Annotated in this window: 4 protein-coding genes and 5 pseudogenes; 8 read left to right on the forward strand and 1 reads right to left on the reverse strand. The window is 40.7% G+C overall.

The window, feature by feature from the left end; translation table 11 throughout:
• Positions 1–7 precede the first annotated feature (7 nt).
• Together P4S61_RS16085 and P4S61_RS16090 are read left to right on the forward strand one after the other, a co-directional pair.
• A complete protein-coding gene (locus P4S61_RS16085; RefSeq protein WP_337118641.1) occupies positions 8–736 on the forward strand; it encodes a class I SAM-dependent methyltransferase in 729 nt (242 codons plus the stop codon).
• Between the two features lie 733 nt (positions 737–1469).
• The gene (locus P4S61_RS16090) at positions 1470–1802 is read left to right on the forward strand and encodes an IS66 family transposase (RefSeq protein ID WP_337118923.1); all 333 of its coding nucleotides are present in this window, start codon (positions 1470–1472) and stop codon (positions 1800–1802) included.
• A 397-nt stretch (positions 1803–2199) separates the two neighbouring features.
• Here the strand turns inward: P4S61_RS16090 and P4S61_RS16095 are convergent, their stop codons facing one another.
• The gene (locus tag P4S61_RS16095) at positions 2200–3825 is read right to left on the reverse strand and encodes an alpha-glucosidase family protein (RefSeq protein ID WP_337118642.1); all 1626 of its coding nucleotides are present in this window, start codon (positions 3823–3825) and stop codon (positions 2200–2202) included.
• 713 nt (positions 3826–4538) lie between these two features.
• Between P4S61_RS16095 and P4S61_RS16100 the strand changes: the two are divergent.
• The 6 genes and pseudogenes from P4S61_RS16100 to P4S61_RS16125 all read left to right on the forward strand — a co-directional run bounded on the left by P4S61_RS16100 (position 4539) and on the right by P4S61_RS16125 (position 16675).
• A pseudogene (locus P4S61_RS16100) lies at positions 4539–7327 on the forward strand (TonB-dependent receptor).
• 97 nt (positions 7328–7424) lie between these two features.
• A pseudogene (locus tag P4S61_RS16105) lies at positions 7425–8923 on the forward strand (tryptophan halogenase family protein).
• 1 nt (position 8924) lies between these two features.
• A pseudogene (locus P4S61_RS16110) lies at positions 8925–10768 on the forward strand (glycoside hydrolase family 13 protein).
• Between the two features lie 123 nt (positions 10769–10891).
• Positions 10892–12784 (forward strand): alpha-amylase family protein, encoded by a 1893-nt coding sequence (locus P4S61_RS16115; protein ID WP_337118643.1) that lies wholly within the window; start codon positions 10892–10894, stop codon positions 12782–12784.
• Positions 12774–14256 (forward strand): annotated as a pseudogene (locus P4S61_RS16120) (MFS transporter). Before P4S61_RS16115 ends, P4S61_RS16120 begins: the two are co-directional and overlap by 11 nt.
• A 14-nt stretch (positions 14257–14270) precedes the next feature.
• Positions 14271–16675, forward strand: a pseudogene (locus P4S61_RS16125) (glycoside hydrolase family 15 protein).
• The last annotated feature ends 8 nt before the right edge of the window (positions 16676–16683 follow it).

Here is a 16683-nt window from a genome sequence, read left to right on the forward strand (position 1 = left end):
CGGGTATATGTCAGAAAAAGCATGGGAGAATTATTGGAGTTCTGGTTTGCAAAGTTGTTTCCCTAAAAACAGCACTGCGGATAAGCAATTAGAGCTAACGTGGAGGAAAGCCATTAACCAAATTGAAATACCAGGTAATGCTTGTTTATTAGAGTTAGGCTGCGGCAATGGTTTTTTAACTTCGATTATAATCGATACGCTTGCTGATAAAAATTTTACATTAAACGTTATGGATTATAGTAAAGTTCAACTTAATGATTTACTGATTAAAAAAAATAATAAAGTAAATATTGTCCACGAAACATCAATTGAGTTAATGCCTTATGAAAGCAGTTCAATAAATGTATTATTTTCAAACTTCGCATTTGAATACGCAGAGACTTCAAAGGCTATTAAACAGACTGCTAGAGTACTAAAACCTGGTGGTTGTTTCTTGTATAATGTCCATTCAAATTGTTCTTTGGTATCCGATGTCTCCACCAGTATTTATGATGCTTTAGAAAAAATTCAAGAAAATAAAGAGTTATATAATAATATTTTTCAGATAATAAGTTTGAAGCTAGCACGGAAGGAGGAAAAAAATAAAGATGGTATTCTCAAACTTGCAAAACAGATAATTGACGAGCTTAAAAATATTGATGTTTTAAGTAATGGCGGCGTAGCAAGTTCTGGCGTTGTAGAAGATATTTTGCCTTTATTAATATTTCGAATGAGAGAGTATCGTTATCGCAACTAGAAGCCACATGGGAAAACTATAGATATTATAAAATTAGAATAAAACAGCAGATGGATGTAGGTTTTGATGCCGATAGTATGGACACTTTGATTAGTAAATTTATTGAAGAAGGTATAGAAATAAAAGTTGAACCTGTATTAATAGAGAATAAAGTATTTTCATACATGCTTCATGGGATTAAAAACAATGTGTAAATAATATTTATTCTAACTCCGCCTGCAAGCTTTTTCTAACCAAGGAAAGCAAGAGTAGGTAGGTCACACATTAGAACCGGATCACATTTTTTTAATAGTTATAATTTAAAGCCCAATATGCTGCAGTTCACGCAAAACTATTAAGCTATTTCTAAATTTTAATTAGGATATAGGCATGAGAAAAACACGCAGCCTTGAGCAGTGGTAGAACATTATCGAAGAAAAACAGGCCAGCGATTTAACTATTACTGAATTTTGCCAGCAGTATTCATTATAAAAAAACTTTTTATGCTGTGCGAAGTAGGCTTGATACCTCATAAGAGCGCAAAGTAACTAAACACCTTGACGCCACCGTGCAGCAATACTCAATCATCTGCATACTTGGAAAAGCAAAAAGTGCCTGTATCTTACCTTAGCCAATTGTTACCCTAGTTTGCTTGGTGATAATGACTGTTAAACCTGAAGCTATTTACTTACATCGTGATGTTCTATGTGACTTAGTAAGCGATCAAAGATAAAACGAGCGATTAAAATTTATCATTAAACAGCAAAAGGCCAAACTAATCGTTGGTGAATTGTACCAATGGCAGCTCAAGCACAAAGATAAAGTCCCATCCCAAATGGCGCTTGGGAAAGCCATCAACTACGCGATAAATCAGTTTGAAAAATTTCGGCGTTACTTTGATGGCCGCTTGGTCAGTATTGATAACAACTGGACAGAGCGAGCAATGAAAGAATTCGTAATAGGCGGCAAAAACTGGCTGTTCTCAGATATCAGTAATTATGCACATGGCAGCGCCATGCTTTATAGTCTTGTTGAAACTACAAAGGCTAACAATCTTATGATGTATGACTATATTTCTATTTGTTAATAGCACCTTGTCGAGCAGCCAGATATTGCCTTGGAACATTAAGTAAGGCTAGGTGTACTTAGCTATAATCATACGGTACTTAATCTTTCTTCATGCTGTCTAGTTAATTTGTCACTGAACTTGTTTTGACCTCTAAAGTACGACACCATTCAGTGACCGTAAAATCAGAACTCGCTTCATTTAGTTTTTAATTATCGCGAATGAAAAAAGTGATAGTTAATTAAGTGATTATATATCAATTAATTGGTTGTTTACCAAGCTGAACTTAGATTAATTATTTATATCTTCTCAGTGTTATAAACAAACCACAAAAACGGCCATAATACAGATTATGACCGATTATTTTTCCATAACCTCATTAATAAGAGCATCAAGTATTTTTACTTTAAAACAGGAATTAACTAACTGCTGCGTAAAAACAACCAAAACCGAGTAGGGTAAGGGTTTGTTTCTCTAAGCTGCCATTGTGATGATTCAATTCTGTATGTTGCACAATATCAGTGTGTTCAATGTTGAGGCTTGCAGGCTCTTGAGCTAGGTTAAATACGCACAACATAGTCTCGCCTGCAAAACGACGGTAAAAAGCTAACAATGGCTCAGGGGTATTAATAAATTCAATATCGCCTTCGAGTAAGATAGCTTGTTGCTTACGCCATGTCATAAAATGGCGGAACGCATTTAGAATCGAATCGCTATCGCTATCTTGTTTGCTTACAGTCTGGCGTTTGTGGTTTTCGTCAACAGGTAACCAAGGTTTCGTTGCAGAAAATCCGGCCTGTTCACCGTCATCATTGTGCCATGGCATAGGCGTACGACAGCCATCTCGGCCTTTAAAGTTTGGCCAAAAAGTTATCCCATATGGGTCTTGTAAGTCTTCAAACGCCACACTTGCTTCGCCAAGACCTAGCTCTTCACCTTGGTACATACATACACTACCGCGCAATGAAGCGAGTAGGGCGGTAAGCATTTTACACTGCTCTGAGTTTACTTCACCATTGTTACTCCAACGACTAGCAACACGTTCTACATCATGGTTACTAAAGGCCCAGCATGGCCAGCCTTCTGTCATTCGTTCTTCCAATGTTTTAACTGTTGTACGAATATACTCACTGCTATAATCATTGGTTAGTAGCTCAAAACTGTAACCCATATGCAATTTATCGCCACCAGCTGTGTATTCAGCCATAGTAGCAAGTGAATCCTCGGATGATATTTCACCCAAAGACACGGTACCAGGGTATTTGTCTAACAGGGTACGAATATCTTGCATAAAGCTGATATTTTCAGGTTGGGTATTATTATAATGATGATACTGAAATGCATATGGATTATCTTCGCTAAAACCACGGCCTTGGCGTTTTTCTGGCGGTTTGGCTGGGTTATCACGTAGCTGTGCATCGTGATAACAAAAGTTAATTGCATCTAGGCGAAAACCATCTACGCCTTTTTTAAGCCAAAACTCAACATTATCTAATACTGCTTGACGTACATCTGGATTGTGAAAATTAAGATCCGGTTGTTCAGTAAAAAAGTTGTGTAAATAATACTGGCCACGACGAGGCTCCCATTGCCAAGCAGGGCCACCAAAAATTGAAAGCCAGTTGTTTGGCTGGGTGCCATCTGGTTTTGCATCAGCCCATACATACCAATCAGATCTGTCGTTAGTTTTGTCTTCTCGGCTATCTAAAAACCATTGATGTTGGTCTGATGTGTGGCTCAATACTTGATCAATAATAATTTTAATATCACGTTGATGAGCTTGTGCAATGAGCTCGTCAAAGTCATTAAGATCGCCAAAAAGAGGGTCTACGTCACGATAATCGCTGATATCATAGCCAAAGTCTTTCATTGGTGATTTAAAAAATGGTGAGATCCAAATAGCATCAACACCCAGACTTTTAATATAGTCTATCCGGCTGATGATCCCTTTTAAATCACCAATGCCGTCACCGTTGGTATCTTGAAAACTGCGCGGATAAACCTGATAAATCACGGCGCCCTTATACCACTGCTGTTGAGCCATTTTTTTCTCCATCGTGACAACACTTCCCATTTAATTATTACTGTTTAGAAATGGTGTGTTCGTAATCTTGTTAGCAGTTCGATTGAAACGAACTACGTTATTTTTTAAAAAGCATACGTGAAGGGCTTGATACTGTAAAAAGGATGCATACGTATGCATGCTAAATAGATCGCTTTAATAAGGAAAACAGCTTCTGAAAAACCTACGAATAAAGGTATGTGAGCGGCAAATGAATGTTTACCAATTCTCGTTTTCGTATCATTAACAAAGTAGCAAATCCAACTTGGTGCATATTATATGGGTTCTGTAGCGTTATGGTGCATTGCAATTAATGGTCTTACCAATTGGCATTTTGTAAGAGGAGCGAGCAGGACTCGAATGTAAAGTGTGAATGCACTAATAATTAAGGTATTAAACTGTAAATTGCCGCACCAAAGGAGCTCGAAGCAGTGCATATTTCTTTTATAAAATAGAATGATCAATTGCCTCATCTTTATACCTATAAAAACAAGGTGTTGCCATTATTTGTGTGAATTTTTTGTTAAAGTTATTGGTTTTGCACTAGTCTGAATACGTATGCATAAAGTTGTTAATAAAATAAAACGGGCGTTAATATTCATCCTGACAACAAAATAGCTAACAAATGGTTTGCTTCTATCACAAGCAACTCGCTAAAAGTTAGTAATATAAAATTGGGTAACGGGAAACACATCATGTCTATGTTCAAACCAAGTATATTAACAATTGCACTTGCAACCGCAGGTATTAGCAGTTTCTCTTCATACGCACAAGAAGAGCAACAAACCGCAAAGAATGACGTTGAAGTCATCGAAGTTAAAGGTTTTCGCGGCAGCGTTGTAGAGTCAATCAATACAAAGCGTTTTTCTTCAGAGGTGGTTGAATCTATCTCTGCAGAAGATATTGGTAAATTACCAGACTCATCAATTGCAGAGTCAATTGCCCGTTTACCAGGCCTTACTGCACAGCGTTTAGATGGTCGAGCAAGCCGAGTAAGTGTGCGTGGTTTTAGCGAAAATGAAAGTGCTACAACCTTTAATGGTCGTGAGCAAGTATCGATTGGTGACAATCGTGGTGTTGAGTTTGACCTTTATCCGTCAGAAATAATGAGCGGTGTAACCGTATATAAAACGCCAAGTGCAAGCCTAGACGCGGAAGGTATCGCCGGTGTTATCGACATGCAAACTGTAAAGCCTTTAAGTAAAGGTGAGCGCGTGATCATGTTTAATGGTCAATTAGAGCAAACAGGTTTTGATAAATTAAATCCAGATGGTGATGACCAAGGTTTTCGAGGTACAGTATCTTATATCGACCAATTTGCAGACGATACAATTGGTGTTGCATTTGCTTACAACAAAATGAGCTCACCAAACCAAGAAAAACGCTGGAACTCTTGGGGTTATCCTGAGTTTACGGGTGATGACGGCCAAACGTATTCAATACTCGGTGGTGCAAAACCGTTCGTGCGATCATCTACTCTAGAACGCGATTCTGCAATGTTAGTCGTTGAAGCAGCACCAACTGATCGTTTAAGTATGACATTTGATGCGCTTTATGTTGATTTTTCAGATGAAAAAATCCTTCGTGGTATTGAAGTTCCATTTGCATGGGGACAAGGTACAATTGATCCTAACTCAGCCGTAGTTGACTCTGAAAGTGGCTTTATTACTAGTGCTGTAACCCAAGGCCAACGTGTAGTAGTACGTAATGACTACGAAGAGCGTAATGCTGATTTAACGCAGTTTGGTTTTAACACTAAATATAACATAGATGATTCTTGGTCAGTTGAACTTGACGCCAGCCGCTCTGAAGTTGAACGCCAAATTTGGAGTATCGAAAGCTATTCTGGTACTGGCCGAGGCGATGCAAATGGTATTGCTGATAACATTGGTTATGAGTTTGATGGTGGGAACACCGGTGCACAGTTTTCTCCTCAGCTAGACTACAGTGATTATGGCTTAATTCAATTAGGTGGTCCATTATCATGGGGGTCAAAGTGCAGCTCTAAACAATAAATATGGCTTATCAGGAACAGCTTACGAAAATACTGCACAAGATGGCTTTATTAATGCCCCTGAAATTAATGATGAACTAATTACATTAAAGTTAGCGGCAAGCAAATTACTTGAAAACGAGTATTTTAGTAAAGTAAGCTTTGGTATTTCATACCGTGACCGCGAAAAGAGTAAAGTGTCTGAAGGTTACTTCATGACTTTAAAAGACTTTTCATTATCAAACCCAGGTATGCTATCGATTCCTGAACAATATCGTAAAGGTACAGCTAGCCTTGATTTTATCGGCATGGGCAACATGGTTGCTTATGACACTAACGGTTTAGTAAACGACGGTTACTATGATTTACTACAAGAAAGCCTGACTGATCAAAAACATAAAACGCAATCTTGGACAGTCAAAGAAGAAGTTACTGCAGTATTCGCACAACTCGATATCAATGCTGAACTCGGATCAATACCGGTCAGAGGTAATATTGGTGCTCGCTATGTACAAACAGATCAATCCTCGCAAGGTTTTGCAGCAAATACTGTTGATGGTCTAGTGGTTGTTTCATCTACAGATGTAAGTCATGACTATAGCCACTTTTTACCAAGTATAAATCTATCGTTTGCAATTGATGAAGACCAAACCATTCGTTTTGGTGCTGCAAAAACTATTTCACGTGCTCGTCTTGACGAAATGAATGCATCAATTAATGCTTCATATAATCAGCAACCAGATGAAAATGGTAATTATTGGAGCGTATCAGGTGGTAATCCGAAGCTTGAGCCTAAAGAAGCCACAGGTTTAGATATAAGCTATGAAAATTACTTTAATGCAGAAGGTTACTTTGCTGCAGCGTTTTTCTATAAAGATATTACGCAATGGATTTTTGATGGTAGTTATGAAGTTGATATGTCTGGAGTTGCAGACCCATCAACAGGTCAAATTCCGGCTAACTCAACTGGCTCTGGCTCAGGTAAAGTAAATGGTGGCGAAGGTGATCTTTGGGGTTACGAACTATCACTGGCATTACCGTTTAATATTTTTCACTCATCGTTAGAGGGTTTTGGCTTAATTGCAAGTCATACTGGTGTAGAGCAAGACCTGACTGATCAAAATGGTAACGAGTATGAACTACCAGGGTTATCAGACCAAATTGACAGCTTAACGGTTTATTTTGAGCGTAGCGGTTTTTCAAGCACGTACAAGTATGAGAAAACGTAGCGACTTCAAAGGCGATGTTTACGGTTTGGGTTTTGCGACAACACAGGTTGATATCAAAGGCGAAACTATCTGGGATGCTCAAATTGGTTATGACTTTAGTGAAGGTAGCATTGAAAGTTTGAACGGCTTGAGTGTTACGTTCCAAGTGCAAAATATCACTGAAGAACCATTTGTATCGCTTCAAGGCAACAGTGATTTACAAGTACGTGATTACCAAGATTACGGCCGTACTTTCCTACTTGGCTTTAGCTATAAGCTATAATTTTTTTAGCGTTGAAAGGCCCTTGTAATTTGTTTTACAAGGGCTTTTTTATATCGCTCAACTACACTGATAAAAGTACATAACGGTGGAAGCGTGAATGCAAAAGCAAAAGTTAAAACACATAATTATTGCCGGTGGTGGTACTGCAGGTTGGATCACTGCGGCGTTACTTAATAAAGTGCTAGGTAAAGTAGTTAATATCACCCTCATTGAGTCGGATCAAATTGGTACGGTCGGAGTTGGGGAAGCTAGTATTCCGCCGATACTTCACCTAAACGCGGCATTAGGAATCCACGAGAGTGAGTTTATCAAAGCAACACAAGCAACAATTAAGCTCGGCATTGAGTTTGAAAATTGGCGCGAAAAGCATCACAAATATATGCATGCTTTTGGTGATGTTGGGAAAGACTTCCCATTTTGTGAGTTTTACCACTTTTGGCTGAAGGCTAAGCAGCAAGGTAGTGAGACAGATTTTTGGGACTTTTCACTTAACTATCAAGCAGCAAAACAGCATAAGTTTACTCATTTAAAATACATACCTAATACACAGCTAGCAGGTCTAAGTTATGCTTATCATTTTGACGCCACCTTGTACGGAGAATTTTTAAAAGAGCTGACTATATCACGCGGTGTTAAACGCATTGAGGGTAAAATTGCTGATGTTCAGCAATGCCCAGAGACCGGTTTTGTAAAGGCACTTGAGCTGTTAGATGGGCAAATAATTTCAGGCGATTTATTTATAGATTGCACAGGGCTAAGCGCACTGCTAATCGAAAAGACCTTAAATACGGGGTTTGAGGATTGGTCACATTGGCTGCCATGTGATAGTGCTATTGCGGTACAAACTAAAACGGCTACAGAGCCAGTGCCTTATACGCGTTCTATTGCACATAGCGCAGGCTGGCAGTGGCAAATACCATTACAACATCGTGTAGGTAATGGCCTAGTATATTCAAGTCGACACTTAACCGATGAGCAAGCGAAGCTGAAACTGCTTGATAATATTCCGGTGAACCAATTACAGAGCCTAGAGTGATTCGTTTCAAAACAGGGCGAAGGCGAAAGCAATGGCATAAAAATGTGGTCGCTATTGGTTTATCTAGCGGCTTTTTAGAGCCGTTAGAATCGACCAGTATCCACCTTATTCAAACCGCCGTGATTCGGTTAATAAAGTTTTTTCCGAATAATGGAATTAAGCAGTCATTAATAGATGCATATAACATGCAAAGCCAAATCGAAATTGAGCGGATCCGCGACTTTATTATTTTGCATTACAAATTGACTGAGCGCACTGACAGCGCATTTTGGCGCCAGTGTAAGCAAATGAATATACCTAAATCACTGCAAACTAAAATCGATTTATTTAAGCAAACAGGTAAATTAATTAGAGAAGATGATGAACTTTTTGCCGAAGTTGCATGGCAGCAAGTAATGATAGGTCAAGGGCTTGGAGCGCAGGATTATCACCCACTCGCAGATGCACTGAGTGATGAACAACTCGCAGAGTTATTTGGTAATTTAAAAACTCTGATTAGTGGTACGGTAAACAAATTGCCGACTCATAGTGAATTTTTAGCGAGGATGAAAAATAATTAATATGAAATCACTCATTCATATCTTTTTATTAAGCACGCTTTTAGGGATGTGTTTAAACGCCAATGCAATAACTATATCACCACAAAACTGGTGGGTTGGTATGCAAAATAATACCTTGCAAATTATGCTGCATGATCAAGGTATTGCTAAGCAACAATGGCAATTAGCATCTTACTCAGGGGTGAGTTTAAAAAGTGTAACTAAAACAGATAACCCAAATTACGCTTTTTTAAATATTGAAATAAATCCAATCGCAAAGCCAGGTGTTTTAGTGTTTAGCAGCAAATCAGGGGAGCGTTTTGAGTATCAATTGCATGCACGTAAAGCTAATAGCAGTAAACGTAACGGTTTTGATAGCAGTGATACCATTTACTTAATTAATCCGGATCGCTTTGCTAATGGCGATAGCAGCAACGACACAGTAAAAGGAATGCTTGAGGCTGCAAATCCAATTGAGCGAGGTGGGCGTCACGGTGGCGACATTCAAGGTGTAATTAACGCACTGCCGTATTTGCAAAAACTGGGCGTAACCCAGCTTTGGTTAACACCACCGCTTGAAAATGATATGCCCAGCTACTCTTATCACGGTTATGCAATTACCGATTTTTACACTATCGACCCACGCATGGGCTCAAATGAGTTATATCGCGAGTTATCAGCCAAAGCGAAACAACACGGTATTGGTATAGTGATGGACCTAGTGCTTAATCACTTTGGCTCTGAGCATGAATGGATGACAGATAAACCCACATCAGATTGGATCAATTTTAATGGCGAGTTTGCAAACGGTAAACATGCTACCAGCCATGCTCGTCAAACCATTCAAGACCCACATGCAAGTGAGTTTGATAAACGCCAGTTTAGCGATGGCTGGTTTGTAGCCACAATGCCGGATCTAAACCAGCGGCAACCGTTATTAGCAAACTACCTTATCCAAAATGCTATTTGGTGGATTGAATACGCCGACTTAAGCGGTATTCGCGTTGATACCTATTCATATTCAGACAAAGCCTTTTTAGCTGACTGGACTAAAGCCATAATGACTGAGTATCCCGCTTTTAATATTGTTGGCGAAGAGTGGACCACCAATCCTGCGATTGCTTCATATTGGCAAGCAGGAAAGGTAAATAACGACGGCTATACCTCAAGCTTACCAAGCGTGATGGATTTTTCATTACAAGAGTCACTTATTCAAGCACTTAATGAAGAGGAGAGTTGGAACACTGGCTGGGTAAAAGTGTATCAATCAATCGCCAATGACTTTTTATACCCAAATCCAGACAACTTGCTCGTGTTTGCCGATAACCACGATATGAGCCGAGTTTACACTCAGCTTAAGCAAGATCTTGCTAAAACGAAAATGGCGATGACTATGTTGCTTACCACTCGTGGTATTGCACAAGTGTATTATGGCACCGAAGTATTGCTTGATAATACGGGCAGTAATGATCACGGTGATATCCGTATTGATTTCCCGGTGGTTTTAAAGGTCAGCCAAGTAATGCTTTTACAGGACAAGGGTTATCAGATGAGCAGCGTGATATGCAGCAAACCATCACCACCTTACTTAATTTTAGAAAGCAAAGCCCAGCAATAGCGCAAGGTAAACTGGTTCATTTTAGTCCTAAATCAGGTATATACAGTTACGCGCGGATAAGTGAACAGCAAACTTTGTTGGTGTTTTTAAATAAAAATACCGCAGCAAAAAACTGGTCATTAGCGTATCTGCAAGAGGTTATTGGGCAATACAAACAGGCTGTGAGTCTTTTTACTGAACAGCAAATAAATATAACAGATACAGTGACCTTAGCGCCTATGAGTGCAACGGTATTAATAATTGAATAAAGCCTGTGTGAATACGTATGCAGCCGCTGTCAGTCAGTGGCAGTTCACTTTAGTATTAAATTTATAATAAAAATGACGTTTAAATGACAACCCATTAAAACGTCAGATCTAAGTAAGAACATTATGACAACAAATAAAACCACAATTAGTACATTCAAATATGGCTCATGGGTATTAGCTAGTAGCTTGTTATTGTCGAGCTGCTCAGATGAGCCCACAACCCCCAGTACTGACAAAAAGGTAGCTGAACAAGTTAACGAGCATTCAAAGCCGGTTGTGTATCAGGTATTCACGCGCTTATTTGGTAATACGCAAACAGTCAATATTCCGTGGGGAACCAAAGAGCAAAATGGCGTAGGCACATTTAGTGACTTTAATGATGCTGCTTTAAGTGGCATTAAAGAACTTGGTACCACCCATATTTGGTATACCGGCGTGTTACACCATGCTTTGGTAGGCGATTACAGCCAATATGGAATTAGCCAAGATGATCCGGATGTAGTGAAAGGTCGTGCCGGCTCGCCGTATGCAATTAAAGATTATTACGATGTAAACCCAGATTTAGCCATTAATCCAGAGCGCCGCCTCGAAGAGTTTGCTGCATTAATTGAGCGCACCCATCAACACGGTATGAAAGTGGTCATTGATATTGTGCCAAATCATGTGGCGCGTCATTATCAATCAACCGCTAAACCCGCTGGAGTTAAAGATTTTGGTGAGCAAGATGACACCAGCGTAGAGTATGCCCGCGATAATAACTTTTATTACGTTACTGGGCAGTCATTTCAAGTACCAACCATTGAAAACTACCAAGTGCTAGGCGGTAATGCCCACCCACTTGCTGATAGCTTATTTGCTGAAACGCCTGCAAAATGGACTGGTAATGGTGCCCGTGCTGCTAAGCCTGATATAAACGACTGGTACGAAACAGTTAAAGTAAATTATGGCGTAAAACCTGACGGTAGTTATGACTTTCCAACTCTGCCCGATGAGTATGCTACTAAAGATTTACGCGCGCACTTTGAGTTTTGGCAGGATAAAGAGTTGCCAAACAGCTGGTATAAGTTTCGTGATATCGCGCTATATTGGCTCGATAAAGGCGTAGATGGCTTTCGCTATGATATGGCCGAAATGGTACCTGTAGAGTTTTGGAGCTTTCTAAACTCATCAATCAAGATGCACAACCCAGAGGCATTTTTACTAGCCGAAGTATACAATCCCGCACTATATCGCCCGTATATCCAGCAAGGAAAAATGGATTACTTGTACGATAAAGTCGGCTTTTACGACACCTTAAAAGCTGTTATGCAAGGCACGCAACCGGCAGACACTATTTTTAATGCTCAGCAAAAAGTGGCTGACATAGAGCAGCATATGCTGCACTTTTTAGAAAACCATGACGAACAACGTATCGCCAGCCCTGACTTTGCAGGTAGTAGTGAAAAGGGCAAACCCGCATTAGTAGTATCAAACCTTATTAGCCGTGCGCCAACACTATTATATTTTGCTCAAGATGTGGGTGAAGATGGCTCTGAAGATGCCGGCTTTGGCAAACCAACTCGCACCAGTATTTTTGACTACATTGGCGTGCCAGCGCATCAAGCGTGGATGAACAACGGCAAGTTTGATGGTGCTTTATTAACACCGGCACAAGGTCAATTACGTGAATATTACAAAGCCGTTATGGCGTTGAGTGAACATCCAGCAGTTGTAGCTGGTGACATGCAACCACTGATGGTTACTGGCAGCGAAAAAGTTGCTGCGTTTAGCCGCAGTATCGGTAATCAACAAATTTGGGTGGTGAGTAATTTTGCTGAGCAAGTCAGTCAGATCAGTATTGATATTCCACTTAACACACTGATGCAAAATACCAGCGAAAAATTACAATTGCTTGATTTGCTAGAGGCGAATCAAAACGCCGAGCTAACTATTACAGCTGAGCAGGCACACATTAGTTTAACTTTAAATGCGCTTAGCAGTGCAGTATTAACCACTGGAGCTCATAATGAAAAATAACAAACCAGATTTAAGTTTTTGGCAAATATGGAACATGTGCTTTGGCTTTTTAGGCATTCAATTTGGCTTTGCACTGCAAAACGGTAATGTAAGCCGAATATTTCAAACCCTTGGGGCTAATGTAGATGACATTCCTATTTTGTGGGTAGCAGCACCACTCACAGGGTTAATTGTACAGCCAATTATTGGTTACTGGAGCGATAAAACCTGGGGCAAATTAGGCCGCCGTCGTCCGTTTTTTATACGGCGCTATTTTAACCACATTATCGTTATTTATTATGCCAAACTCACCAACACTTTGGATTGCAGCGGGCATGTTATGGATCATGGATGCATCGATTAACGTCACTATGGAACCATTTCGCGCCCTTGTAGGCGATAACCTACCAAACAAACAGCGTGCTACTGGCTATGCAATGCAAAGCTTTTTTATAGGCGTAGGCGCCGTGGTTGCTTCTGCACTCCCTTGGATGATGACGAACTGGTTTGATATTGCCAACACCGCCGCTGCAGGGCAAATTCCTGATTCAGTAAAGTACTCGTTTTACTTTGGTGCAGTTGTATTGCTGGTCGCAGTGGGCTGGACAATTATAACCACCAAAGAATATTCACCTGAAGAATTGGCCGCATTTAATCAACAAGAGCAAACTGAGGCTGAACAGGCTGTATCTGCACAAATTAACTTTAGTAAAGGCGGCAGTGTATTTACTGTTTTAGGGCTTGCCGTACTTGGTTTAGTCATGGGATTAAACCTAGAAAAAGAGCTGTACCTATTGGCAGCTGGCTTAGTGAGTTTTGGCGTAATTCAATTTATTGCAGCCACACTTCAGGCAAAAAACCACACCAGCGGTGGCTTTTACCAAGTCGTTAACGATGTATTCACTATGCCAGAGGCGATGAAACAACTTGCTTGGGTACAGTTTTTTAGCTGGTTTGCATTATTTGCCATGTGGATTTACACCACCTCAGCGGTAACCAGTTTTCATTATGGTAGCAGCGACACAAGTTCAGCGGCGTATAACAATGGTGCAGACTGGGTGGGTATTTTATTTGCGGCTTACAACGGTTTTGCTGCATTGGCGGCTTTATGTATCCCGATCATCGTTAAGCGTGTTGGTTTAAAACTAGCGCATGCACTTAACCTTATTTTAGGTGCGTTAGGTTTGGCGAGCTTTATGTTTATACAAGATCCGAGCTTACTTATTTGGCCAATGATAGGTATTGGTTTTGCGTGGGCGTCTATTTTGTCTTTGCCTTACGCCATGTTAAGTACCTCAGTACCGAGTCATAAAATGGGTGTGTATATGGGAATATTTAACTTTTTTATTGTGATCCCACAATTATTAGCCGCCAGTGTCCTTGGCCTGATACTTCGTCACTTTTTCCAAAATCAACCTATTTACGCATTGATGCTAGGTGCTGTGTCTTTTGTACTTGCAGCGGTTGCCGTACTGCGTGTTAAACAGTCTTAATTTAAGGGTCTAAAATGAAAAAATATAACCTAATTACCGCGACAATATTGGCCGCAGGCCTTGTCGGTTGTGGCGTGCAAAATACGCAAACCAGCACAGAAGCGCAAACATCAGTGAATGCGCCAGGCGCACCAGGCGAAGCCCCATTTTGGGCATACGCAGGTAAAACCGGGATAGGCACGTCTTTTGAGCAATACCAAAATGGCCATTACAGTGACGACGCGCCAACAGCTAAAGTGTCAAAAGTATGGTTTTCGATTGCTAAAGGGATGATCACCGAAACCATGTTTGGGCTTATTCATCAAGCGCAAATTAAAGACATGCAATTTGTTGTAGTAGGAAAAGATTTTACAGTCACCGAAGCTGATGATTTAGACGTTACTATTGACTACTTATACAAAGACGATAAAGGCCGCCCGTTATCATTAGCATACAAAGTAGTAAGCAAAGACAAACAAGGTCGCTTTAGCCTAGAAAAACATATATTTACCGATCCAGACGGGCAAAGCTTATTTGTACGCAGTATTTTTAATACCCAGCTCGACGGTGTAAAAGCTTATGTAACGGTTAACCCGTATATAAACAACAACGGCTTAGATGACTTTGCAAAAACCACCGAGCAAGGATTGGTAGCGTGGCAGGGCGATAATTACTTGTCATTGCAAGGTGCACAGCCATTTAAACAAACAAGTGTCGGTTTTACGGGCGTGAGTGATGGTTTAAGCCAGCTTAAAACAACTCAGCAGCTTACCCGCGTTTATAAAACTACCGGTGAACAATCGGGGAATGTTAGTTTATTAGCAGAGCTAGGTGAAATTGGTAAAAACAGTCAATTCGATTTAAGCCTAAGTTTTGGCAACAACCAGCAAGCAAGCTTTAAACAAGGCCAAGCTACGCTAGCCAAAGGTTACCAAGCTGTGCTTGATAATTACAACGGTAAAGGCGAAGCCCTTGGTTGGCAAGACTACCTGCAAAGCCTTGCACCACTGACTAGCATGAGCGAGCAAACCGCTGATAACGGCAAGTTACTTTATACCAGTGCTATGGTGTTAAAAGCCCAAGAAGACAAAACCCATGCAGGGGCGCTTATTGCGTCTTTATCTAACCCATGGGGCGAAACCGTATCTGCTAAAACCGGCTCTACTGGTTACAAAGCGGTATGGGTACGCGACTTTTATCAAGTTGCCATGGCATTTATGGCCATGGGCGATACTGCAACAGCCAAAACCGCATTTGAATACCTTGAAAAAGTACAAGTAAACAGCAAAACCCGGGCAACAACGGCGACACAGGGTGGTTTTTACAAAAAACACACGTAGATGGCGAACTTGAATGGGTAGGCGTACAGCTAGACCAAACCGCTATGCCTATTATGCTAGCGTGGAAGCTTCATCAGGCTGATGTATTAAGTGATGCTGAGCTAACTGATTGGTATACCCGCATGTTAAAACCGGCCGCTGACTTTTTGGTAGGCGGTGGGCGCGCTAAAATCCTATGGAACGACATGCAAATAACCCCACCTGCGACTCAACAAGAGCGTTGGGAAGAGCAAGCAGGGTATTCACCATCAACCACCGCTGCTGTTGTTGCCGGTTTAATTACCGCTGCTGATATTGCAAAAATGGCAGGAGATGAGGTGAATGCTAAACGCTACCTTGCGACAGCAAAAAGTTACAACGCCGATATAGAAAGTATGATGTTTACCACCGCAGGTAATTTAGAATCAAACGCTTCAGACGGCGAGTATTTTATTCGCATTGGCCAAGATAAAAACGCCAACTCAAATACCAAAATTAACGCTAATAATGGCCGTGACGGGTTTAATAAAAAGCAAATACTTGATGGTGGCTTTTTAGAGTTAGTTCGCTATGGCGTACGTGATGCGCTAGCGCCCAGCATAGTTAAAACCTTACCTGAGTACGACGATGAAACGCTCATCGATAACCTACAAGTTAAATACAGCTTTGAGTTTACTGATGGCAGCGGCACATTTGCAGGCTACCGCCGTTATGGTAACGACGGATACGGTGAAGATGAAGTAACCGGCGCTAATTATGCGCAAGGCGGAAAAAACAGCCCAGGGCAACGTGGGCGAGTTTGGCCATTTTTTACCGGTGAACGGGGCCATTATGAAATTGCCGCCGCAAATGCCAATAATACGTTGGATTCAACTAAACAGCAGGCTATTAAAAATAGCTATGTAAAAGGGCTAGAGCATTTTGCTAACGAAGGCATGATGCTACCAGAACAAGTATGGGATGGCGTAGGCGTAAATAAAGCAGGATACACGTTAGGCGAGGGCACTAACTCAGCCACACCACTGGCGTGGACGCATGCTGAATACGTGAAGCTAGTGCGCTCACTAAGTGACAAGCAAGTATGGGATCATTATCCGGTGGTAACTAAAGCACTAAAATAACCACAAAC

It is taken from the genome of Pseudoalteromonas sp. B160 (assembly GCF_037162485.1).
GTDB lineage: Bacteria > Pseudomonadota > Gammaproteobacteria > Enterobacterales > Alteromonadaceae > Pseudoalteromonas > Pseudoalteromonas rhizosphaerae.

Coding starts and splice junctions, on each gene's coding strand:
- P4S61_RS16115 (WP_337118643.1), top strand. CDS start 10,892: ATGACAACAAATAAAACCACAATTAGTACATTCAAATATGGCTCATGG.
- P4S61_RS16095 (WP_337118642.1), bottom strand. CDS start 3,825: ATGGCTCAACAGCAGTGGTATAAGGGCGCCGTGATTTATCAGGTTTAT.
- P4S61_RS16085 (WP_337118641.1), top strand. CDS start 8: ATGTCAGAAAAAGCATGGGAGAATTATTGGAGTTCTGGTTTGCAAAGT.